The organism is Streptomyces sp. NPDC055189 (assembly GCF_053606765.1).
In genome coordinates, this window is the sequence record NZ_JBSGSG010000018.1 from 106,671 (window position 1) to 127,583 (window position 20,913).

A 20,913-nucleotide genomic window follows, 5' to 3' on the forward strand; every position below is an offset into this window, starting at 1 on the left:
CCCCGCCGCGCGTTTCTTTTACCTCCCCATCACCCCCCCCCGCCCCGGGGTTCCCCCCCGGGGCCCCCGCCGCGCCGGGGGACGCCCTTGCACCCCCGGCGCGGCCCGGAAAAAGTCCGTTGCGAGCCGGATGCCCGGCATCGGAGAGTGGGCTCATGACCACGCCCACCGCCCTTCCGCCCGGTCTGACCGTGCGCCCCGCGACATTCGACGACGCGGCGGCGGTGTGCGCGCTGCTCAGTGAGATCGACGTGCTGGAGATCGGCCGTGCCGACACCGATCTCTGCGACATCCAGGCCGACTTGAAGCACCCCGAAGTGGACCTGGAGCACGACTCCTGGCTGCTGTTCGACGGTGACCGGCTGATCGCGTACGGCCTGCTGTGGGACGAGTCCGGCGGCGAGCGGATCGACGCGGAGTACTACACGCTGCCCGATCGGCCCCTGGCGTCCCAGTACCTCCTCGACCTGATGGAGGCACGCACCGCCGGGGCGGCCGCCGCCAACGGAGCGGACCGGGCGGTGGTGCACCTGGAGCTCAACATCGCGCCGACCTTGGATCCGCGCGTGATGCGCGAACGGGGCTGGACCCCGGTGCGGCGCTACAACGCGATGGTCCGCCCGCTGTCCACCGCCGCGGACCGGTTGCCGGAACCGCCGCCCGGCGTGACGCTGCGAGCGTGTCTGGACGAGTCGGACCGCCGACGCGCCCATGCGCTGCTCCAGGACACCTTCGCCGAGCACTTCGACTTTTGCCCGCGCACGTACGAGCAGTGGTTGAACGACATCGACGCCGAACACGCCGACTGGTCCCTGATGTGGATCGCGCATGTCGACGGCGTCGGGGACGCCGCGGTGCTGCACACCCGCAACGACCGCACGTCGATGGCCTGGATCGGCAGCATCGGTGTGCTGCGCCAGGCCCGCGGCCGGGGCCTGGGCAGCCATCTCCTGCGGCACGCCTTCGGTCATTACGCGGCCCTCGGCCGTGACCGGATCGGCCTCGGCGTCGACACCGACAACAGCACCGGAGCGCTCGCTCTGTACGAACGCCACGGCATGACCCGTGACTACGCCGTCCAGACCTGGGAGTTGGCCAAGCCCGTCGCGCGCTGACTCCGACGGCGCCTCAGGCGGCGACTCTCCGACAGCGCCTTCAGACTGCGGCCGGGAACGCGAACCGTACGTCGGTCAGTTGCTCCGACAGTTCCCACAGGCGGCGGCTCGTTTCGGCGTCCTTCGCCACGGGGGCAAGCGTTACGCGCGTCGGGGCGCCGCGCAGTTCGGCCATGCCGCCCGGGCCGATGAACTGGCCGCTCTCGACCGTCGGATCGGTCGCCGCGTACAGCTGGGGAAGTGCGCCGTCGGCCGGGCGCTGGGCGAGCAGCGGACTGCCGATGCGGCCGAACACCAGCTGCCACAGGCCTGTCGGCGTGCCCCACTGGAGGTTGGTGGCGGTGTAGCCGGGGTGGGCGAGCACGCTGCGCACCGGGCTGCCGGAGTGCGTCAGGCGGCGGTGGAGCTCCCATCCGAAGACGGCGTTGGCGAGCTTCGACTGGTTGTAGAAGCCCATGGGCTTGTAGCGGCGCTCGTCGGCGAGGTCGTCGAAGCGGATCTGCGCCTGTTTGTGGTTGACCGAACTCACCGTCACCACGCGCGGCCTGCCCCCCGCGCCGAGCAGATCGAGCAGCAGGCCGGTGAGCGCGAAGTGGCCGAGGTGGTTGCAGGCGAACTGCAACTCGTGGCCCTGCGCACTGAGCGTGCGGGGCGGCGCCATCACGCCCGCGTTGTTGATGAGCACGTCGAGGCGCGGATGCTCCGCGTGCAGCTGATCGGCGAAGGCGCGGACGGATTCGAGGTCGGCCAGGTCGAGGCGGCGCACCTCCAAGCTCGCCTCCAGCTGTCCGGCGGTGATCTCCGTGACCGCGCGGCGGCCCTTCTCCTCGTCGCGTACGGCCAGGATCACGTGCCCGCCCCGACGGGCGAGCGCTCGGGTGGTCGCGAGACCGAGTCCGCTGTTGGCTCCGGTGACGACGAAGACCCGTCCGCTCTGGTCCGGTATCTGCTCGGCTGTCCAGCTCTGTTGCTGCGTCATGCGGCACATGTTGTCGCTCGTGGCACTCAGTGTCAAGAGGATCCTGAGTGCCACGCAAGGCATGGCGTGTACTCCGATGTGTACTATGGGCCGGTGAGTTCCCGCCCCGAAGTGACCATGGCCGAGCGCAAACGGCAGCTCGTTTCGAGCGAGTTGACCGAGGCGGCGCTGCAACTTCTCGCCCGGAAGGGCTTCGACGCGGTCACCATCGACGAGATCGTGACCACCGCCGGCGTCTCCCGGCGGACGTTCTTCCGCTACTTCGCGTCCAAGGAGGACGTGGTCGTCCAGTTCCTGGCCGACATGGGCGTCGGCATCCACGCGGAGCTTGCCGCCCGCCCCGACGGGGAGCTGCCCTCCGTGGCGCTGCGGCACGCGGTGTGGGTGCCCATCGCCGCCTGCGGCGACCATTCCGAGCGGGTGCTGCCCGTGGTCCAGCTGATCTTGCGTACGCCCGCCCTGCGCGCACGCTTCCTGGAGCGCCAGGCGCAGTGGAGCGACGATCTGACGGGCGAGGTGGCGCGGCGCCTCGGCCGCGACGCGGGCGCGGACATGTACCCGCGGCTGGCCGCCGCGATGGCGCTGTCCGCCTTCGACGCCGTGCTGCAGCGGTGGAGCGACAGTGACGGCGCCGAGGATCCCGCGCAGCTGACCGACCGGGCCTTCGCCGTCATCGCCCCGGCGCTGGACGCCGACGCGGCGTAGAACCGCGCGGGCCTCCCGGCCGCTGCCGCAGGGTGCAGGTCTCTTCGGTCGGGGAGGGCGGTGGCCTTCGGTGGGTGGAGGGTGGTGGCCTTCGGTCGGCGGAGGAGGGTGGGCTTCGGGAGCTGGGCGGGTGGTGGCTTCGGGAGGTCGGGGGAGTGGTGGCCTTCGCGAGCAGGACGGGTGGTGGCTCCGGGAGCCGGGGCGGTGACCTACGGGAGTTAGCGGAGGCGGTGGCTCCGGGAGCCGGGCGGGCGGTGGCCTTCGGGAGTCGGCGGAGGCGGTGGCATCGAGAGCAGGACGGGCGGTGGCGTTCGAGTGCCGGAGGGGCGGTGGCCTTCGAGTCCGCCGTGGGCTGGCATCATCGAGGGATGTCTGACTTGATCATCGCCGCCTGTGACGGAGCCGCGAAGAAGAACCCCGGCCCCGCGGCCTGGGCCTGGGTGGTCGCCGATGCCGACGAGCGCCCGCAGCGCTGGGAGGCCGGTCCGCTCGGCGACACGACCAACAATGTCGCGGAACTGACCGCGCTGGCCGAGCTGTTGGAGTCCACCGACCCAGCCCTGCCGCTCGAGGTCCGCATGGACAGCCAGTACGCGATGAACGCGGTCACCAAGTGGATCGCGTCCTGGAAGCGCAACGGCTGGCTGACCGCGGCGAAGAAGCCGGTGGCCAACAAGGAGCTCGTCGTCCGTATCGACGCGCTTCTGCAGGGCCGTGCGGTGACCTTCCGGCACGTCGCGGCCCACCAGGTGGACGGCGACCACCTCAACGCGATCGCCGACGTCGCGGCCAGTGACGCCGCCACGACGCAGCAGCCCGCCGGCACCGCCCACGGGACGCTCGCGATCCCGGAGCCGCGCCCCGAGCGCATGACGGCCGCGCCCGCCTCCCGGCCGCGCAAGAGCTCGGCGGCGGGGGCGGGCAAGAGCTCCACCGCGCGTTCGGGCAAGGGGAGTTCGGGCGGTGTGATCAAGGCCAAGTTCCCCGGCCGCTGCCAGTGCCAGAAGCCCTACGCCGCCGGAGAGAAGATCGCGAAGAACGCGAGCGGCTGGGGCCACGTGGAATGCCGGGACTCCTGAGGCCCGCGCCTCGCACCCCGCGCCCCGCACCCCCCGCCCCGCGCCCCGCGTCTCGGGCCGCGGGCTCCGGCGGACGCTCCTCACGTGCCGCGCTACGTGCCGCGCGCTCGGACGGCCAGCAGGGCCGCCAGCGCGCTCGGCACCAGGAGGAGGCCGAAGGCGGCGGCGTAGCCGGCCGTGCCGGTCGAGGCGGCGCCGAGCCCGGCGAACAGTGCGGAGGACAGGGCCATGATCGTGATCTGGCCCAGATTCTGGTTGGTCTGCATCGCGCTGCCGGCCTGGCCCTGCAGACCGGCCGGGCTGTGCGAGAGCGAGAGCAGGGTGAGCGCCGGAGCCACCAGGCCCATGCCGACCGCCGCGACGACAAGGGCCGACGCCGCGGTGAGCGCGGGCATCGCGGGCAGCGTCCCGGCGGCCGCGATCGCCACCGCCGCCGCGAGGATCACCGAGCCCACGACGACCAGGCGGTGCCGGGGCCAGTGATCAAGAAGATGGCCTTGGACCCAGGACGAGCCGGCCCAGGCAATGGCGGCGCCCGTGAACGCCAGGCCGGTCGCCGCGGCGGGCACGTGCCGCTCGGTGTCGAGGAACAGCGGCACGAAGGCCTCCAGGGTGAAGAACGCCCCTGAGGACAGACCGCGCAGCAGCACCGTGGCGGGCAGTCCGCGCGCCGCGCGCCAGGTGCCGGAGGGCAGCAGCCGGGGCGCGAACACCACCAGGAGCGCGAAGCCGCCCGCCGCGCACAGCAGATGCCGCGGGTCCCGGCCGCCGGAGACCCCGTACTGCGCGAACGCGGCGCCCAGGCTGACCGCGACGGCGACCAGCAGCGCGGGGCGCGGCGCCCTGTCCTGCTTCAGGGGGACGCTGCCCTCCTGCCGGGCGGCCTCGGCCTGCCGGGCACGGCCGCGCAGCACCACCACGACCGCGAGCGCCGGGAGCAGCGTCAGGGCGGCCAGGCCGAAGAACACCGCGCGCCAGGACCACCAGGCGGACACCAGGCCCGCAAGCGGCGGTCCGGCCAGTGAGGGGATGATCCAGCAGGTGCTCATGAGCGACAGGGCGCGCGGCCGCAGACGGTCGGGATAGTCCTGGGCGATGGCGGTGTTGATCGCCACCGCGACCAGGCCGGCCGACACCCCGTCCAGGAACCGTCCGGCCGCCAGCTGCCAGATGGTGGTGCTGGTGGCCGAGATCAGCAGGGTGGCCACCGACAGGGCGACACCCGCCGCCAGCGGGCGGCTCGCCCCGGCGCGGTCCGACCAACTGCCGCCGAGCACCCCGCCCAGCAGGCTCGCGGCGACGAAGCTGCCCGCCACCAGCGGATAGAGGGCCACCCCGTCCAGGCCCTGCGCCGCCGCGGGCAGGGTGGGCACCACCGCGAGCGCGGCGAACCCGGTCAGGAACATCACCGCCGCGAAGGTGGCCGTCGCCGCCGCGTACTTGCGGGAGAAGATTCCCTCTTTGGCGGCCTTGGGCGGCGCCACCAATCGTTCGGTCATCGCCGCCCGCCCGCTGCCCCGCGTCGACCGGTTCCGGGTCCGGGTCTGTGGTGATCGCCGGCGAGCCGCGCAGGGAGCGCTTTCGGATCATGAGTCACGAACGGACAAGCTACGAGGGGCCAGTGACGGAATGCCACTGGTTTTCGAATCGGAGGGGTGTCGGAAGGGGGGCGTCGGAAGGGGGTGTCAGGAGGCGTCGTCCGGGACCGAGCCCAGGAGGCTGCGCACCACGGGCCCGGCGGAGGCGCCGCCGGTGACGCCCTTCTCGACGACGCAGGCCACGGCGACATTGCCGCGGTGCGCGACGAACCAGCCGTTGTTGGGGGCGTCCTCGGAGACCTCGGCGGTGCCGGTCTTCGCCCCCACGGCGCCGGGCAGATCGGCCAGGACGCTTGCCGTGCCCTCGGTCACCGTGGCGCGCATCAACTCACGCAGCTGCGTGACGACTTCGCGCGGCAGCGGGGTGGTCGTGGTCGTGTCCTTGGCCGCGCCGGTGAGGGTGGGCTGGCGGAAGGTGCCGGACACCGCCGTCGCGGTGACGGACGCCATGATCAGCGGGTTGGCCTGCACCCTGCCCTGCCCGATCATCGATGCGGCCTTCTCGGTCTGGTCGCGAGGAACGGGAACCGACCCGTCGTACGAGGGAATGCCGACGTTCCACTTCTGCCCGACCCCGAAGTACTTGCCGGCGACGTCCCCCAGCTCCTGATCGCCCACCTTGTCGCGCAGCCCGATGAACGCGGTGTTGCACGAGGCGGTGAAGTCCTTCTTGAAGGTGGCGTCGCGGTGTTCGGAGGCCTCGACGTTCTGGAACCGCTTGCCGACGGTGAGGTACTTGGGGCAGTCCACGACATCGCCTGGCGCGACCGCGTCCTTGAGCAGCAGCGCGCTGGTGGTGACGATCTTCCAGGTGGAGCCGGGCGCGTAGGTGCCCGAGACGGCTCGGTTGAAGCCCGAGGAGGGGGAGTTGGCGACGGCCAGGATCTCCCCGTCGTCGATCCGCAGGGCGACGAGAGCGGCATCCTTGCCGTCGGCCTCGGCGGCGAGTGCCTTCTCGGCAGCCGATTGCCAGGTGGCATCGAGGGTGGTGGCCACCGGCTTGTCGGCCGGGCGGTCGGACTTCTTGCCGAAGGAGGCCTCCGTACTCGTGACGTCACCGGTGGACCGGTCGACGAGTTGGACCGCGCCGCGCGGTCCGGCACCGCTGTCCCTGGCGATCTGAGGGATGAGCGGGCTGAGGGAGGGGTGCGTCGCGCCGGACAAGGCGTTACCGTCGCGGTCGTTGATCTCGGGCCCGGCGGAGTCCTCCCGCTCCAGACGGAACTTGTGCGTGCTGCTCAGCTTCGGGTGCACGAGGGACAGTGCCCAGTCCACCTTCCAGGCGCCGTCGTCCTGTTTGCGCAGCGGCAGGGCCGAGGCATAGCTCCAGGTGCCCAGCTCGGTGACGGGCATCTTGGCGGTGAAGGCCAGGGTCACGGTGCCGTCGTCGCCGGCCGTGACCGCCCCCGCCGTCAGGGTCGGTTCGCTGATGTCGAGCCCGGCGGTGAAGCTCTTCAGGACTCGCTCCGCCTCCTCGGGGCGCGAGGTCAGCGCCGCCGCCCGCGACATGCGGCCCGCCTCCCAGTCGGCCAGGAAGGCGCGCGCCTGCTTCGTCGCCTCCGGGTCGGGTATCGGCGGACCGGGATCGAAGGGACCGAGCTCGGCCGCGTACCCGACGCCTGCGGCGAGCGCGAGGGCCAGGCCCGCCGCGATCAGCACGCGGGGGGTCTTCCTCGCGGGTCTGCGGCCGGGTCCGGTGAACGGTGCGTCATCCGTCATCAAGGGCTCCTTGTACGGGGTGTACGTGCGTCTCGGTTCGGGCAGCGGGGGGTTCGGGAGCGGGGCGCGCCGAGCACTCGTTGGCTCCGGTGCACGAGGCGAGGGACTGGCGCGCCCATGGGAGGTGCGACGCGCTACGACAGCGAGTCGACGGCCACCGAGGCCGCTTCGGCGATCAGCTTGTCGTCGGGCTCGGCGTCCCTCTTCGCGCGGTTGGACAAGATCGCCAGCACGATGGGGGCGCCGTCGGGGGGCCACACCACGGCGATGTCGTTGCGGGCGCCGTAGTAGGTGCCGGTTCCTGTCTTGTCGCCGACCACCCAGTTCTCGGGCACACCGGCCCTGATGGTGTGATCCCCGGTGGTGTTGGTCCGCAGCCACTTGGTCAGCTGCGCGCGTTCGCCCTTGCCCAGGACGTCTCCGAGGACGAACGCGCGCAGGTCCTCGGCCAGCGCCCGCGGCGTGCTCGTGTCCCGCTTCTCGCCCGGCACCCAACTGCTCAAGTCGGGCTCGATGCGGTCCATTTGCGTGACGTCGTCGCCCAGATCCTCCAGGGCGGCGTCCAGGCCCTTGGGGCCGCCGAGCTTGTCGAAGAGCAGGTTGGCCGCGGTGTTGTCGCTGTAGCGGACGGCCGCGTCACACAGTTCGCCCAGCGTCATGCCGGTCTTGACGTGCTTCTCGGTCACCGGCGAGTTGGGGACCAGATCGTCCTTGGAGTACGTGACCTTACGATCGAGGCCGCTCAGGGAGTACTTGTCGAGCACGGCTCCGGCGGCCAGCGCCTTGAAGGTGGAGTTGTAGGCGAAGCGCTCACCGGCGTTGTAGGCCACCTCGCGCCCGGTCCCGGTGTCGATGGCGTAGACGCCCAGGCGCGCGTCGAACTCGCGCTCCAGCTTCTTGAAACCGCGGGCGGACGGCTTCGCCGCGTCCGCGGGCTGCCCGGTGCCTGCGGACTTCGTGGTCGCCGCGGACGGGGACGACGAGCGTGCGGAGTCGTCGCCCTCCGCGCAGGCCATGAGCGGGACCAGGCAGAACGTGGCAAGTGCACCGAGAGCGGTACGGCGGGCACGGGTGTGTTTCATGGGCCAGACCTCCAGGGCGCCCTCAGGGCAGGGCGCATGGGGGACGGGGCGGCACGGCTCCGTCCCGGTACGTGGGTGTGAGTGCCAGAGCCACCCTCGCCCCGGGGTACGTATGCGGTCCAATACGCTCATGCGCGATTCCATGCTGATCTGGCATAGGGTTCGGGGCGTGGATCTGGTGGGAGCGTGTCGCGCGTTCGTCAGCGTCAGCCAGTACGGCAGTTTCACCGACGGAGCGGCAGCGGCCCGGATGTCCCAGTCGGTGGCGAGCCGCCGGGTTGCCGCGCTGGAAGAACGCTTCGGTGAGCCGCTGTTCGAGCGCACGTCGAGGCGTGCCGTCCTGACGCCCTTCGGGCGGGACATGCTGCCGACTGCCCGGCAGCTCGTACAGGCCGCCGATGTGCTCCTCGACGAGTCCGAAGCCGTCAAGCGCAAGCCGTGGCGGCTCGCGGTGCCCGGCATCTGCTCCACGGCCGGTCTCGCCCGCCTCGTCGCCGAGGCCCGCGGGCACGGCATCACGCTCGACCTGCGGGCCGCGACGCCGACGCAGCGCAGGGAACTGCTGCGCGCCCAGCAGGTGCGCGCCGCCCTGCTCGCGGTGCCCGCGGACGAGGCGGCGTGGTCCGTGCCGCTCGGCCTCGCCGGTGCGAGGGATCCGTGCGCGCAGCGCGTCTACCTGGAGACGCTGCGGGTGGGCCGCGCCTCGGCAGGACCGGCCCGCCGTGTGTGGATCCAGCCGGAGGACGACGTGCCGCACATCCGCGATCCGCTGACGCGGCTGCGCGACGCGGTGGGCCTGCGCCCCGCGCAACTCGTCGCCGCCACCGACCTGACGAGCGCGGCGGCCGAGGTCCTGTGCTCGGGCGACCTGCTGCTGTGCTCCCGCGCACAGGCCGGGGAACTCGCCCTGACCTGGCGGCCCATCGGCGAGATCGCCCTCGGCCGGGGGTTCGCCCTGGCCGCCGCCGCGGACGGCAATCCGCAGCCCATCGAAGCGCGCCTGGGCGAGGCCATCGCCCGCTGCCTGGGCGCGGACGCCCCGGCCGGGACCACGGAAGGAACAGCCGCATGAACGGCACCATGGGCGGCGGCGCATACGACGGCGCATACGGCGGCATACATGGCGGCTCACACGCCGGCATGCACAGCGGAACGAACACCGAGGCCCTGCTGCGCGACATACGCGGGCAGTTGAGCGACGGCGGCCTGCACGGCTGCCTGCTCGTGCGGGACCTGCACACGGGCGACGAGCTGGGGATCGAGGCGGACACCCACCTGCCGTCCGCCTCCCTGGTCAAGGTGCCGCTCGCGCTCGCGACGGTCGAGCGCATCCGGCGGGGCGAGCTCGACGGGGCCACCATGCTCGAGGTGCAGCCCGGACGGGTCACCACGCCGGGACCCACCGGCCTGAGCCGCTTCCGCCACCCCGCCCGGATCGCGATCGACGACCTGCTCTACCTGAGTGTCTGCCTCAGTGACGGCATGGCCGCCGACGCGCTGTTCGAGCTCACCCCGCCCGCCGAGGTCTCCGCCATCCTCCACGAGCTGGACATCCGCGGCATCACCGTCCGGCACCACGTGGACGAGCTGTCCGACACCCCCGTGGAGCGCTTCGACGCCGACCAGGTCCATCTCGCCCACGCCCTGGCCATCGACGCCGGCACCAGCGGACGGGGACACCGGGTGCCCCAGCTCGACACCACCCGCGCCAACACCGGCAGTGCCCGCACCTATGTCGACCTGCTGCAGGCCCTGTGGACGCCGTCGAAGATCCACCCGGATGTGGCCGAGCGGCTGCGCGACCTCATGGCCCACAACGTGCTGCGCCACCGGCTGACCCCGGACTTCAGCTCCGACGCAAGCACCTGGTCGTCCAAGACCGGAACCCTGCTCAATCTCCGCCACGAGATCGGCGTCGTCGAGCACTCCGACGGGCAGTCCTTCGCGATCGCCGTCCTGACCGAGTCCCTCGTGCCCGCCGGCGCGCAGCCCGGCGCCGACGCACTGATGGCACAGGCCGCCCGCAGTCTGCGCGACCACCTCCGCCAGCTGTAGCAACGGCTCCGGACGTGACCGCTACGAACTCCCTCACCAGGCACAACAGTTGACCCCTGGCCCTGTAGGGTCGGAAGATCCTTGCAGGCCGGGGCGGGGCGCACACCTCGCCCGCCGCGCACTGAACACGGTCAGACACGTAGTGGAGCCACCGATGAATGCAGAAGACCCCAACGCCCTCATCGACACCAGCAAGCCGCACCCTGCGCGTGTCTACGACTGGCTTCTGGGCGGCAAGGACAACTACCTCGTCGATCAGGAAATGGGCGAGAAGCTGCCGCCCGAGGCGCGGGCGAACGCGGCCCGGAACCGGGCCTTCATGCAGCGCGCCGCCGCCTGGCTGGCTGACAACGGTGTCAGGCAGTTCCTCGACATCGGCACCGGCATTCCCACCGCACCGAACCTCCACCAGATCGTCCAGGCGATCGCCCCCAGCTGCCGGGTCGTGTACGCCGACAACGACCCCATCGTCCTGCGGCACGCCGAAGCCCTGCTGGTCAGCACCCCGGAAGGTGCCACGGACTACGTACAGGCCGATGTGCGCCGTCCCGCGGCCATCCTCGACCACGCCCGCGAACTCCTGGACTTCGACCGGCCCATCGCGCTCTCCCTCATCGCCCTGATGCACTTCATCACCGACGAAGAGGACCCCTACGGCCTCACGCGCACCCTGGTGAACGCGCTGCCGTCCGGCAGCTATCTGGTCCTCTCCCACGGCACCACCGACGAGCACCCCGATCTCGCGGATTCGGTCACCGACACCTACAAGAAGGGCCAGGTGCCCTTGCGGATGCGCCGCCGCGAAGAGGTCGAGCGCTTCTTCGAGGGACTGGAACTGGTCGATCCCGGCCTGGTGACGGCGACGCACTGGTACAAGGAAACCCCGGCTCCCCAGGCCGAGTTGAGCGGCTTCTACGTCGCGGTCGCCCGCGTTCCCTGAGTGCTCTCGCCCATGTCGGAACCCGGCAGCTACGCTCGCGGGCATGGTCGAACACGATGCCCTCACTGCCACCCGCGAGGCCTACGACGCCGCTGCCGTCACCTACGAGCAGTTGTTCCGCGACTCGCTGCGCGACACCCCGCTGGACCGTGCCTTCCTGGGCGCTTTTGCCGAGGCCGTCACTGCGGGTGGGGGAGGCCAGGTCGCGGACCTGGGCTGCGGGCCCGGTCATGTCACCGCGTATCTCCACCAGCTGGGGCTGTCGGCGTTCGGCGTCGACGCCTCTCCTTCGATGATCGAGTTGGCGCGGGAGGCCTGTCCGGATCTGAGGTTCGACGTGGGTTCGATGACCGCGCTGGACATCGCTGACGGCGCGCTGGCCGGCGTGCTCTCGCGGTGGTCCGTCATCCATACGCCGCCGCACGAACTCCCGGTCATTTTCGCGGAGTTCCATCGTGTGCTCGCGCCCGGCGGCCATCTGCTGATCGGCTTCTCGGCGAGCGAGGACGCGGCTCATCCGACGCAGGTCTTCGATCACGCGGTCGCGCCGGCCTACCGGTGGTGGCCCGATCACCTCGCCGCGATGCTGCGCGAGGCCGGATTGGCCGAGGTGGCCCGGATGGTCCGCGAGCCTCAGCCCGCCGACCGACGGCAGTTCAAGGCGATCCATCTGCTCGCCCGCAAGGCCTGAGCAGGGGGCCGGGCGGGCGGCAGTCGGAGACGGCAGGCGGCTTGAGGCGGCCGACGGTGCTGCCGGGGATCAGGAGAACAGCACCGACCGGAACTTCAACCGCTCGCTCGCGCCACCGGTCGCCGGGCGCATCGTGAACCGGTCGCCGGTGCAGTCGGCGTTCGTGAAGGCGATCGCGTAGGAGCCGGTGCGGTTCCTGGGGGAGTGGGCGGGTGGCTGGCTGTACTCCTGAGCCGCCTCGGGGAGCGTGATGCACTCTCCGCCGGCCGGGTCGTGCAGGGTGACCCGCCCCTCCTGGTCCGAGTCGAGGTTGACGTAGGTGTATTCGAAGTCGCCCTCGGCCGCGTACGCGGAGCCGGGGACGGTCAGGATCAGCACGGCGGCACCGGCCGCGGCGGCCAGTGTGTGATGAAGACGCATGGATCGCTTTCCTCTGCTGGGAACGGCACGTGAATGCATCCCGCATTCCCGTTCTGACCAGCAGAGGTACCCGAATTGCCCGGGTTCCGCCGCCGAATCGATCCGCCCTCACCCGTTCGGGCCCCGGCAGCGCTCAGCGTGCGTTGCCGATGGCGGCACCGGCCACGCGACGGAACTCCTTGACCGTCTCGTAGAGCTCGTGCTCGCGCGCGGCGGCGAGTTGGCCGTGGTCGGTTCGTCGCGCGGGGGCGATCCCGAACGGATTCAGCAAGCGCGCAAACAAACGCAAAGGTTGCGCTATTCTTGCGCTCATGACGCGACGACTTGCTCAGGTGGCGCGGAAGGTCGGGGTCAGCGAGGCCACGGTCAGCCGGGTGCTCAACAACAAGCCCGGGGTCTCCGATGCGACCCGGCAGTCCGTGCTCTCGGCCCTGGACGTCCTGGGGTACGAACGGCCGACGCAGCTGCGCGGCGAGCGGGCCCGACTCGTGGGGCTTGTGCTGCCCGAGCTGCAGAACCCGATCTTCCCGGCCTTCGCGGAAGTGATCGGCAGCGCGCTCGCCCAGCAGGGTCTTACCCCGGTGCTGTGCACCCAGACCAAGGGCGGCGTCTCCGAGGAGGACTACGTCGAGTTGCTGCTGCAACAGCAGGTGTCCGGCGTCGTGTTCGCCGGCGGTCTGTACGCGCAGGCGGACGCCCCGCACGAGCACTACAAGCGGCTCTCGGCGCGCAAGATCCCGGTGGTTTTGGTCAACGCGGCCATCGAGCGGCTCGGATTTCCTGCGGTGTCCTGTGACGACGCGGTCGCGGTGGAGCAGGCCTGGCGCCATCTCTCCTCGCTCGGTCACCGCCGCATCGGCCTGGTGCTCGGGCCCGCCGACCACATGCCGTCGCAGCGCAAGCTCGTCGCGGCCCGCGCGCTCGCCGAGCAGGCCGGCGGCACCCTGCCCGAAGAGCACGTCGCGCGGGGGATGTTCTCGATCGAAGGGGGTCAGGCCGCCGCCGCGCGGCTCCTGGACGCCGGGGTCACCGGCATCGTCTGCGCGAGCGACCCCCTCGCCCTGGGCGCGGTGCGCGCCGCGCGCCGGCGGGGTCTTGGCGTCCCGCGCGACGTGTCGGTGGTCGGCTATGACGACTCGGCGTTCATGACCTGCACCGAACCCCCGCTGACCACGGTGCGCCAGCCCATCGAGGCCATGGGGCGCGCCGCGGTCGAGATCCTCACCTTGAAGATCGGGGGGAGCGCGGTGCCCACCGAGGAACTGCTCTTCGAGCCGGAGCTTGTGGTGCGCGGCTCGACGGGGCAGCCGCCGCAGGAGTAGCCGCGGAGAGATCTCGGCAAGGAGTCACGCCCCCGCAGGGCGGATACTGCCTACGTACTGTCAATTTATTTCAATCATTGCGCGATATATGGCGCGATTCTGCTGGCAGTGCTTAAGTGAGCGCCGCCACACAGTCCGCGCAGCTGTGGGCTTTCCGCTCCTGCCATGCCGTCCCTGTCCCCACGCGCGGGCGGCGCTGTCCAAAGGGGTCCACCCATGCACAGCTCCGCAATGCCGCACCTGCCACGCATCCGCCGCCGCACCGCGGTCGCCCTCGCCTCCGCCCTCGCCCTCACCGCCCTCGCCGCCTGCGGCACCAGCAGCAGCGACGACGGCGACTCCGACGGGGACAACAGCGGAAACGCGGCCAACGCCGCCGCCCCGCTCGATCCGAAGACCAAGGTGACGCTCACCATCGACTGCATGCCGCCGGCCGCCGAGAAGGCCGAGCTCAAGCAGTGGAAGGAGGACGTCGCGGCGTTCAACAAGAAGTACCCGAACGTCACGCTCAAGGGGAAGCAGACCGACCCCTGCCTGGAGCCTCCCCGCTTCACGGCGATGCTGAAGGCGAAGTCCCAACCGGACGTCTTCTACACCTACTTCACCGACCTCCAGCAGGTCCTGGACAACGACGGCGCCCAGGACATCAGCGCCTACGTCAACAACAAGTCCGTCCCGGCCCTCGGCGACATGGACCCGGGCGTCCTCGACGTCCTGAAGAAGGACGGCAAGCTCTACGGCCTGCCCTACAGCAACTACACGATGGGCCTGCTGATCAACCGCAAGCTCTTCGAGAAGGCCGGCCTCGACCCCAACTCGCCCCCGACCACGTGGGCCGAGGTCCGCACGGCCGCCAAGAAGATCGCCGCCCTGGGCGACGGGGTGTCCGGCTTCGGCGAGTACAGCGCCGGCAACAACGGCGGCTGGCACTTCACCGCCACCACCTACGGCCTCGGTGGCGACATCGTGAGCAAGGACGGCACCAAGGCCGCCTTCAACAACGACACCGGCAGGCAGATCGTCGACAACCTCAAGGCCATGCGCTGGGACGACAACAGCATGGGCAAGACACAGCTCCTGAAGTGGGGCGACCTGCAGAAGCAGATGGCCGCCGACAAGCTCGGCATGTTCCTCGCCGCGCCCGACGACATCACGTACATGGTGCAGAATCTCGGTGCCAAGTACGACGACTTCGGCATGGGCCCGATCCCCGGCCAGAAGGCCACCCTCTTCGGCGGCAACGACTACATGATCAAGAAGGGCAGTTCGCCCGACCAGATCAAGGCCGCGATCGCCTGGATCAACTTCAAGTTCCTCACCGTCGGCAAGGGCCAGTTCGACTGGGCCCGCACCAAGGCGGACGGCCTGCCCGTCGGCCTGCCGCAGCCCAACTTCTGGACCGGCGGCAGCAAGACCGAGGACGACAAGGCCCGCAAGGCAAGCTCGACCATGCCCGTCGAGAACTTCGGGGCCTTCACCGACAAGCCGGTCACCGGCAAGGCCGAGCCGCCCAAGGCCCAGGAGATCTACAAGGTCCTGGACACCCTGATGTCGGCCGTCCTGACCAACGAGGACGCCGACGCGGACAAGCTCCTGAAGACCGCCGAGCAGCAGGTCAACCAGGTACTGGCCAACCAGTGATGTCCGCGCCCGTCCTCTCCGAGAACTCCGGGAACAAAGCCCGGCCGTCCCCGCGGACGGACGGCCGGGCCGGGCGCCCCGAACGCGGCGCGTTCATGGCTGCGTTCAAGCGCAACCTCACCGCCCACGCCTTCCTCATCGGCGCGCTCCTGTGCTTCTCGGTCTTCTCCTGGTATCCGATGGTCAGGGAGTTCGTCCTGGCCTTCCAGAAGACCGAGAACGGCGAGACGGTCTGGGCCGGCTGGTCCAACCTCACCTACATCTTCAACGACCCGGCGTTCTGGCAGGCGTGGCGCAACACCTTGCTGTTCACCGGCCTGGCGCTGCTCCTCGGCTTCGCCGTGCCCTTCGCCGTCGCTCTCGTGCTCAATGAATTCCGGCACGGGCGCGGCTACTTGAGGCTGCTGGTCTACCTTCCGGTGATGCTGCCGCCGGTGGCCTCGGTGCTGCTCTTCAAGTACTTCTACGACCCCGGATACGGCCTGTTCAACCGCATCCTGGAATCCGTCGGCCTGCCGGGACAGGCCTGGCTGCAGGACACCGACACCGCGATGATCTCCGTGGTCATCGCCGCCACCTGGATGAACATGGGCGGCGCGACACTGATCTACCTGGCCGCGCTGCAGTCGATCCCCGGCGAGCTGTACGAGGCGGCCGAGCTGGACGGCGCGGGCATCCTGCGCAGGATCTGGCACGTCACCATCCCGCAAACCCGCCTCATCCTCTCGCTGATGCTGCTCCTGCAGATCATCGCCACCATGCAGGTGTTCGTGGAGCCGTTCCTGCTCACCGGCGGCGCAGGCCCCGAAGGCGCCACCCTGACCGTGGTCCACCTCATCTACCAGTACGCGTTCACCTTCAACAACTACGGCAGCGCGGCGGCACTCGGCCTGGTCCTGCTCGTGCTGCTCGCCGGATTCTCGGCGGCGTACGCACGCCTGAGCCGCGCAGGCAGCGAAGACTAGCCGGGGGAGACGACGGACATGAGCACACGCACCCTGATCTCCCCGGCCCAACTGGCCCGCCCGCGCGGCAAGTTCCTGTACTGGACCGCCTTCGCCGTGGTGACGATCGTCTTCACCCTGGTGTTCATCGGCCCGCTGTACTGGATGGTCATCAGCGGCCTGAAGTCCCCGCAGGAATTCGCGCAGACACCGCCCACCCTGACCCCCGACGCCGTGCACCCGCAGAACTACGCGGACGCCTGGGGCGTGATGGACCTGGCGCAACTCCTGTTCAACACCCTGTACTACGCGTTCGGGGCGCTCGCCTTCCAGCTGGTCTTCGACGTCGCCGCCGCCTACTCGCTCTCCAAGCTGCGGCCCGTGTTCGGCAAGGCGATCCTCGGCGCGATGCTGCTCACCCTCATGATCCCGGCCACGGTCCTGGTCGTACCGCAGTACCTGACCGTCCTCGACGTGCCGGTCGTGGAGCGCAACCTCATCAACTCGCCTTGGGCGATCTGGCTCCCCTCGGTCACCAACGCCTTCAACATCTTCCTGCTCAAGCGGTTCTTCGACTCCATCCCGCGCGAGCTCCTGGACGCCGCCGCCATCGACGGCGCCTCCTCCCTGCGCACGCTGCGCTCCGTGGTCCTGCCCCTGTCCCGGCCGATCCTCGGCGTCGTGTCGATCTTCGCGGTGGTCGCGGTCTGGAAGGACTTCCTTTGGCCGATGCTCACCCTGCCCGACCCCGGCAAGCAGACCGTCAACGTCGGCATCTACTCCCTGGCCGCCAGCGTCTCCGAGAACTGGCTCCTGGCCGCCCTGGCCATCGCCTCACTGCCGACCCTGATCATCTTCCTGATCTTCCAGCGCAACATCATGAGCGGCCTGACCGCAGGCAGCCTCAAGGGCTGACCCCGGGGCCCGTCCCGCGCACGCACCCCGCCACCGCCCACGCACCGCGGCGACGGGGTTCCACCTGCCCGAAAGGAAGCCCACGTGGCAGACACCTCCCCGACCGATGCCTCCTGGTGGCGCTCGGCCGTCATCTACCAGGTGTACGTACGCAGCTTCGCGGACGGCGACGGTGACGGCACCGGCGACCTCGCGGGCGTCCGCGCCAAGCTGCCCTATCTCGCCGAACTCGGCGCGGACGCCCTGTGGTTCAGCCCGTGGTACCTCTCACCCATGGTCGACGGCGGTTACGACGTCGCCGACTACCGCATGATCGACCCCGCGTTCGGCACCGTCGCCGAGGCCGAGAAACTGATCGCCGAGGCCCGCGCCCTCGGCATCCGCACCATCGTCGACATCGTCCCCAACCACGTCTCCGACCAGCACGCCTGGTTCAAGGCAGCCCTGGCCGCGGGCCCCGGCGCCCCCGAACGCGACCTCTTCCACTTCCGCCCCGGCCGCGGGGCACACGGCGAACTCCCGCCCAACGACTGGCCCTCGCAGTTCTCGGCGACCGCGTCGACCTGGACCCGTGTCGAGGACGGCGAGTGGTACCTCCACCTCTTCGCACCCCAGCAGCCCGACCTGAACTGGGCCCACCCGGCGGTCCGCCAGGAGCACGAGGACGTCCTGCGCTTCTGGTTCGAGCGGGGCGTGGCCGGCGTACGGATCGACTCCGCGGCCCTGCTCGCCAAGGACCCCGCCCTGCCCGACTTCACCGAAGGCGTCGACCCGCACCCCTTCATCGACCGCGACGAACTCCACGACATCTACCGCTCCTGGCGGGCCGTCGCCGACGAGTACGCGGCCGTCTTCGTCGGCGAGGTCTGGCTCCCCGACGCCGAACGGTTCGCCCGCTATCTGCGCCCGGACGAACTGCACACCGCCTTCAACTTCTCCTTCCTCTCCTGCCCCTGGGACCCGCGGCGGCTGCGCGCCTCCATCGAGGCCACCCTCGCCGAGCACGCCCCGGTCGGCGCCCCCGCCACCTGGGTGCTGTGCAACCACGACGTGACCCGCACGGTCACCCGCTACGGCCGCCGGGACACCGGCTTCGACTTCACCACGAAGGCCTTCGGCACCCCCACCGACCTGGAACTGGGCACCCGCCGCGCCCGCGCAGCTGCCCTGCTCGCCCTCGCCCTGCCCGGCGCGGTCTACGTCTACCAGGGCGACGAGCTGGGCCTGCCCGAGGCCGACATCCCCCTGGACCGCATCCAGGACCCCATGCACTTCCGCTCAGGCGGCACCGACCCCGGCCGCGACGGCTGCCGGGTGCCCCTGCCCTGGACGGCCGCCGAACCGCACGCGGGCTTCGGCTCGATGACCGGGCCCTGGCTGCCGCAGCCCGAGAGCTGGCCCTCGTACGCCGCCGACCTCCAGGCCGCGGACCCGCACTCCATGCTCACGCTCTACCGCGCCGCCGTGCGCCTGCGCCGCATCGAACCGGGCCTGGGTGACGGCGCGCTGACCTGGCTGCCCGCTGCCGAGGGCGTCCTGGCCTTCGTACGCGAGCCCGGCCTGGCCTGCGTCGTCAATCTCGCCGACGAACCCTGCGAACTCCCCGCCCACACCCGCCTCCTGCTGGCCAGCGGCCCCCTGGACGAGGCGAGCCGGCTACCGAGGGACACGGCGGTCTGGCTGCGTATCTGACCACGGCTCGCCGGCGGTCCTACGGTTCGTGCCGTATGCCGTCGAGGACGGTGTCGACGAAGCGGCGGCGCGCCACGCCGTTCGTCGCGAACCACAGGCCGAGCCGGTGATCGGCATCGGGCAGGACAAGGCGGGTGAAACGCGAGCGCGAAGCGCCCAGGGCTCCGGCGACGGCCTCGGTCACGGCCGGTGGGATCACCGCGTCGACGGCCGGGGTGACGAGCACCGCACGGGTGGACAGGGAGCGGAAGACATCGAGCGCGGGAGAGCGACGCCAGCTGTCCGGCGCCCGGATGATCTCGGTGAATCCGGCGGCGAAGGGCACGGGCCAGGCCTTGGCCCCGTAGACCGCGGGCGCGCACAGCCCGATGGCGGCCACCCGTGATCCGTAGTGCGCGGCGAGGTCGGCGACGGTCTGGCCGCTCATGCTGAAGCCGATGAGCACCAGGCGCCGGCCGGTCGGCACCTGACGGTCGATCACGGCACACGCCTGTGTGAACCGGCGCCGCAGACTCAGCTCGCCGAGCCGGCCGGAACTGTCGCCGTGTCCGGAGAAGTCGAAGGCCAGGGCCTGGTGCCCGCGTGCGGCGAAGTCGGCCATCAGAGCGGTGAAGCGGCCCTTGTCGCTGGTGCCGGCGCCGTGCAGGAATACGACCGCCAGGGGCGGGTTCTCCTGGCCGCCGGGCGCAGGTGCTTCCGCCTGCGTCCGCGCGCAGCTGAGGGTCTCGCCGTCGCCGTACAAGGTGAAGTGCTGGAGCGTGCGCGCGGATGCGAGGTCGGTTCGCCGGCTGATGTCGGTCATACCGCCTCGGTTTCCATGGTGGTGGTAGCGGTGGAGGTCTTGGAGCGCAGGATCCCGGCGGTGCAGGCGGCCAGGACGCAGAATGCCACGGGCAGGAAGAAGGTGAGGTTGAGCGGGACGACGTGGGTGAGCGGTCCGATGACGGCGGGCCCGGCGAGCATGCCGAGGTAGCCGAGGCCCGCCACGCGGGAGACGTTGGCTCCGGCGGCGTCCTGATCGGCGTGGCCCGCGGCGCTGAAGAGCTGCGGGATGCAGCCGGAGAGCCCGATCCCGAACACGGTCCAGCCGAGCAGGGCGAGAGGTATCCAGGGGGACAGCGCGGCCACCGTCATGCCTGCGGCGGCGACCGACGCGCCGTGGCGCAGGACGGCCACCGGTCCGTGGCGCGCGGCCACCCGGTCGGCGAGCAGGCGGCCCACGGTCATGGCCGTGGCGAAGGCGCCGTAGGCGAGGGCGGCGGTGGCGGCCGGTGCGTCCAGGGTGTCGCGCAGGTGGAGCACGCTCCAGTCGTTGGCGACGCCTTCGCAGAGCATGAGCATCAGGGCGAGGGCGGCCAGTATCCAGATACGCCGGGGTGTCCGGCGCCGGGACGCCGCCCGGGTGGTGGCGGCTTGGGTGGTGGCGGCTTGGTCGGCCGGGTCGCTTTCGCGGCGCAGCAGGGCGGGCGCGCAGAGTACGGCGACGGCGAGGCCGAAGAGGGTCACGGCGCCCAGGGTCGCCGCCGGGCTTGTCTCCCAGCTGAGGGTGCGGGCGCCCACCAGTGCGGCGAGGACACCGCCGATGGAGAAGGTGGCGTGGAAGGCGGACATGACGGGCCGTGCGTAGCCGCGCTCCACCTGGACGGCGTGGGCGTTCATGCTGACGTCCAGGCAGCCGTTGCCGAAGCCGAGGACCAGCAGCGCCGCGCCCAGTGCCAGGGCGCTCGTGGCGAGCCCCGGCAGGATCACGGCCGCGCTGCACAGGGCCGCGCTGATCGGTACGACGGTGCGGGCGCCGAAGCGGTCGGTGAGCGGGCCGACGAGCTGCATGCCGGCGAAGGCGCCGGCGCCGAGCAGCAGCAGGAGCCAGCCGAGGACCGCGTGGCTGATGCCGGCGCGGTCTTCGACGGCCGGGATGTGGACGATCCACATCCCCATGAGGAAGCCGTTGAGGGTGAAGTAGGCGAAGGTGGCCAGTCGGCCCGAGCGGAGCGATCTTTCCATGCGAACGAACAT

At 70.9% G+C, this 20,913-nt stretch carries 20 protein-coding genes; 12 read left to right on the plus strand and 8 right to left on the minus strand.

Annotation, left to right across the window (positions count from 1 at the left end; genetic code table 11):
* Positions 1-155 precede the first annotated feature (155 nt).
* Positions 156-1,115, plus strand: coding sequence for a GNAT family N-acetyltransferase (locus ACWFR3_RS16550; protein WP_453735264.1), 960 nt, complete (start codon positions 156-158; stop codon positions 1,113-1,115).
* A gap of 40 nt (positions 1,116-1,155) precedes the next feature.
* Here ACWFR3_RS16550 and ACWFR3_RS16555 read toward each other — a convergent pair whose 3' ends face one another.
* The gene (locus tag ACWFR3_RS16555; protein WP_453735265.1) at positions 1,156-2,094 is read right to left on the minus strand and encodes an oxidoreductase; all 939 of its coding nucleotides are present in this window, start codon (positions 2,092-2,094) and stop codon (positions 1,156-1,158) included.
* A 117-nt stretch (positions 2,095-2,211) separates the two neighbouring features.
* On the opposite strand from ACWFR3_RS16555, the gene ACWFR3_RS16560 reads away from it, so the two are divergent.
* Positions 2,212-2,799, plus strand: coding sequence for an acyl-CoA-like ligand-binding transcription factor (locus ACWFR3_RS16560; RefSeq protein WP_453735298.1), 588 nt, complete (start codon positions 2,212-2,214; stop codon positions 2,797-2,799).
* A gap of 368 nt (positions 2,800-3,167) precedes the next feature.
* Positions 3,168-3,878, plus strand: coding sequence for a ribonuclease H family protein (locus tag ACWFR3_RS16565; RefSeq protein ID WP_453735266.1), 711 nt, complete (start codon positions 3,168-3,170; stop codon positions 3,876-3,878).
* Between the two features lie 92 nt (positions 3,879-3,970).
* Here the strand turns inward: ACWFR3_RS16565 and ACWFR3_RS16570 are convergent, their stop codons facing one another.
* From ACWFR3_RS16570 to bla, 3 genes are all read right to left on the minus strand, one after another.
* Positions 3,971-5,377: an MFS transporter gene (locus ACWFR3_RS16570; RefSeq protein WP_453735267.1), complete on the minus strand. Its 1,407-nt coding sequence runs from the start codon at positions 5,375-5,377 to the stop codon at positions 3,971-3,973.
* 186 nt (positions 5,378-5,563) lie between these two features.
* A complete protein-coding gene (locus tag ACWFR3_RS16575; protein ID WP_453735268.1) occupies positions 5,564-7,195 on the minus strand; it encodes a penicillin-binding transpeptidase domain-containing protein in 1,632 nt (543 codons plus the stop codon).
* Positions 7,196-7,329: 134 nt separating this feature from the next.
* On the minus strand, positions 7,330-8,277 hold the full coding sequence (gene bla / locus ACWFR3_RS16580) for a class A beta-lactamase (protein WP_453735269.1): 948 nt from the start codon (positions 8,275-8,277) through the stop codon (positions 7,330-7,332).
* A 169-nt stretch (positions 8,278-8,446) separates the two neighbouring features.
* On the opposite strand from bla, the gene ACWFR3_RS16585 reads away from it, so the two are divergent.
* The 4 genes from ACWFR3_RS16585 (at position 8,447) to ACWFR3_RS16600 (ending at position 11,963) form a co-directional block, all read left to right on the plus strand.
* Positions 8,447-9,349: a LysR family transcriptional regulator gene (locus ACWFR3_RS16585; protein ID WP_453735270.1), complete on the plus strand. Its 903-nt coding sequence runs from the start codon at positions 8,447-8,449 to the stop codon at positions 9,347-9,349.
* A gap of 68 nt (positions 9,350-9,417) precedes the next feature.
* The gene (locus ACWFR3_RS16590; RefSeq protein ID WP_453735299.1) at positions 9,418-10,332 is read left to right on the plus strand and encodes a serine hydrolase; all 915 of its coding nucleotides are present in this window, start codon (positions 9,418-9,420) and stop codon (positions 10,330-10,332) included.
* Between the two features lie 154 nt (positions 10,333-10,486).
* Entirely contained in the window at positions 10,487-11,272 is a 786-nt protein-coding gene (locus ACWFR3_RS16595; protein WP_453735271.1) for an SAM-dependent methyltransferase, read from the plus strand.
* 43 nt (positions 11,273-11,315) lie between these two features.
* Positions 11,316-11,963, plus strand: a complete 648-nt coding sequence (locus tag ACWFR3_RS16600) for a class I SAM-dependent methyltransferase (protein WP_453735272.1) — start codon at positions 11,316-11,318, stop codon at positions 11,961-11,963.
* 69 nt (positions 11,964-12,032) lie between these two features.
* On the opposite strand, the gene ACWFR3_RS16605 is transcribed toward ACWFR3_RS16600, so the two are convergent.
* The gene (locus ACWFR3_RS16605) at positions 12,033-12,383 is read right to left on the minus strand and encodes a hypothetical protein (protein ID WP_453735273.1); all 351 of its coding nucleotides are present in this window, start codon (positions 12,381-12,383) and stop codon (positions 12,033-12,035) included.
* 133 nt (positions 12,384-12,516) lie between these two features.
* Positions 12,517-12,654, minus strand: a complete 138-nt coding sequence (locus ACWFR3_RS16610) for a hypothetical protein (protein ID WP_453735274.1) — start codon at positions 12,652-12,654, stop codon at positions 12,517-12,519.
* A gap of 40 nt (positions 12,655-12,694) precedes the next feature.
* Between ACWFR3_RS16610 and ACWFR3_RS16615 the strand changes: the two genes are divergently transcribed.
* From ACWFR3_RS16615 to ACWFR3_RS16635, 5 genes are all read left to right on the plus strand, one after another.
* Positions 12,695-13,705: a LacI family DNA-binding transcriptional regulator gene (locus ACWFR3_RS16615; RefSeq protein WP_453735275.1), complete on the plus strand. Its 1,011-nt coding sequence runs from the start codon at positions 12,695-12,697 to the stop codon at positions 13,703-13,705.
* A gap of 216 nt (positions 13,706-13,921) precedes the next feature.
* On the plus strand, positions 13,922-15,346 hold the full coding sequence (locus ACWFR3_RS16620) for an extracellular solute-binding protein (RefSeq protein ID WP_453735276.1): 1,425 nt from the start codon (positions 13,922-13,924) through the stop codon (positions 15,344-15,346).
* Entirely contained in the window at positions 15,346-16,311 is a 966-nt protein-coding gene (locus ACWFR3_RS16625) for a carbohydrate ABC transporter permease (RefSeq protein WP_453735277.1), read from the plus strand. Before ACWFR3_RS16620 ends, ACWFR3_RS16625 begins: the two co-directional genes overlap by 1 nt.
* Positions 16,312-16,329: 18 nt before the next feature.
* Positions 16,330-17,205 carry a carbohydrate ABC transporter permease gene (locus ACWFR3_RS16630; RefSeq protein WP_453735278.1) on the plus strand — a complete coding sequence of 292 codons (876 nt, stop codon included), beginning with the start codon at positions 16,330-16,332 and terminating at the stop codon, positions 17,203-17,205.
* An 84-nt stretch (positions 17,206-17,289) separates the two neighbouring features.
* Complete coding sequence (locus ACWFR3_RS16635) at positions 17,290-18,897, plus strand: glycoside hydrolase family 13 protein (RefSeq protein WP_453735279.1); 1,608 nt, start codon at positions 17,290-17,292, stop codon at positions 18,895-18,897.
* Between the two features lie 19 nt (positions 18,898-18,916).
* Here the strand turns inward: ACWFR3_RS16635 and ACWFR3_RS16640 are convergent, their stop codons facing one another.
* Positions 18,917-19,699 carry an alpha/beta hydrolase gene (locus ACWFR3_RS16640; RefSeq protein WP_453735280.1) on the minus strand — a complete coding sequence of 261 codons (783 nt, stop codon included), beginning with the start codon at positions 19,697-19,699 and terminating at the stop codon, positions 18,917-18,919.
* Positions 19,696-20,901, minus strand: a complete 1,206-nt coding sequence (locus ACWFR3_RS16645) for an MFS transporter (protein WP_453735281.1) — start codon at positions 20,899-20,901, stop codon at positions 19,696-19,698. Before ACWFR3_RS16645 ends, ACWFR3_RS16640 begins: the two co-directional genes overlap by 4 nt.
* Between the last annotated feature and the right edge of the window lie 12 nt (positions 20,902-20,913).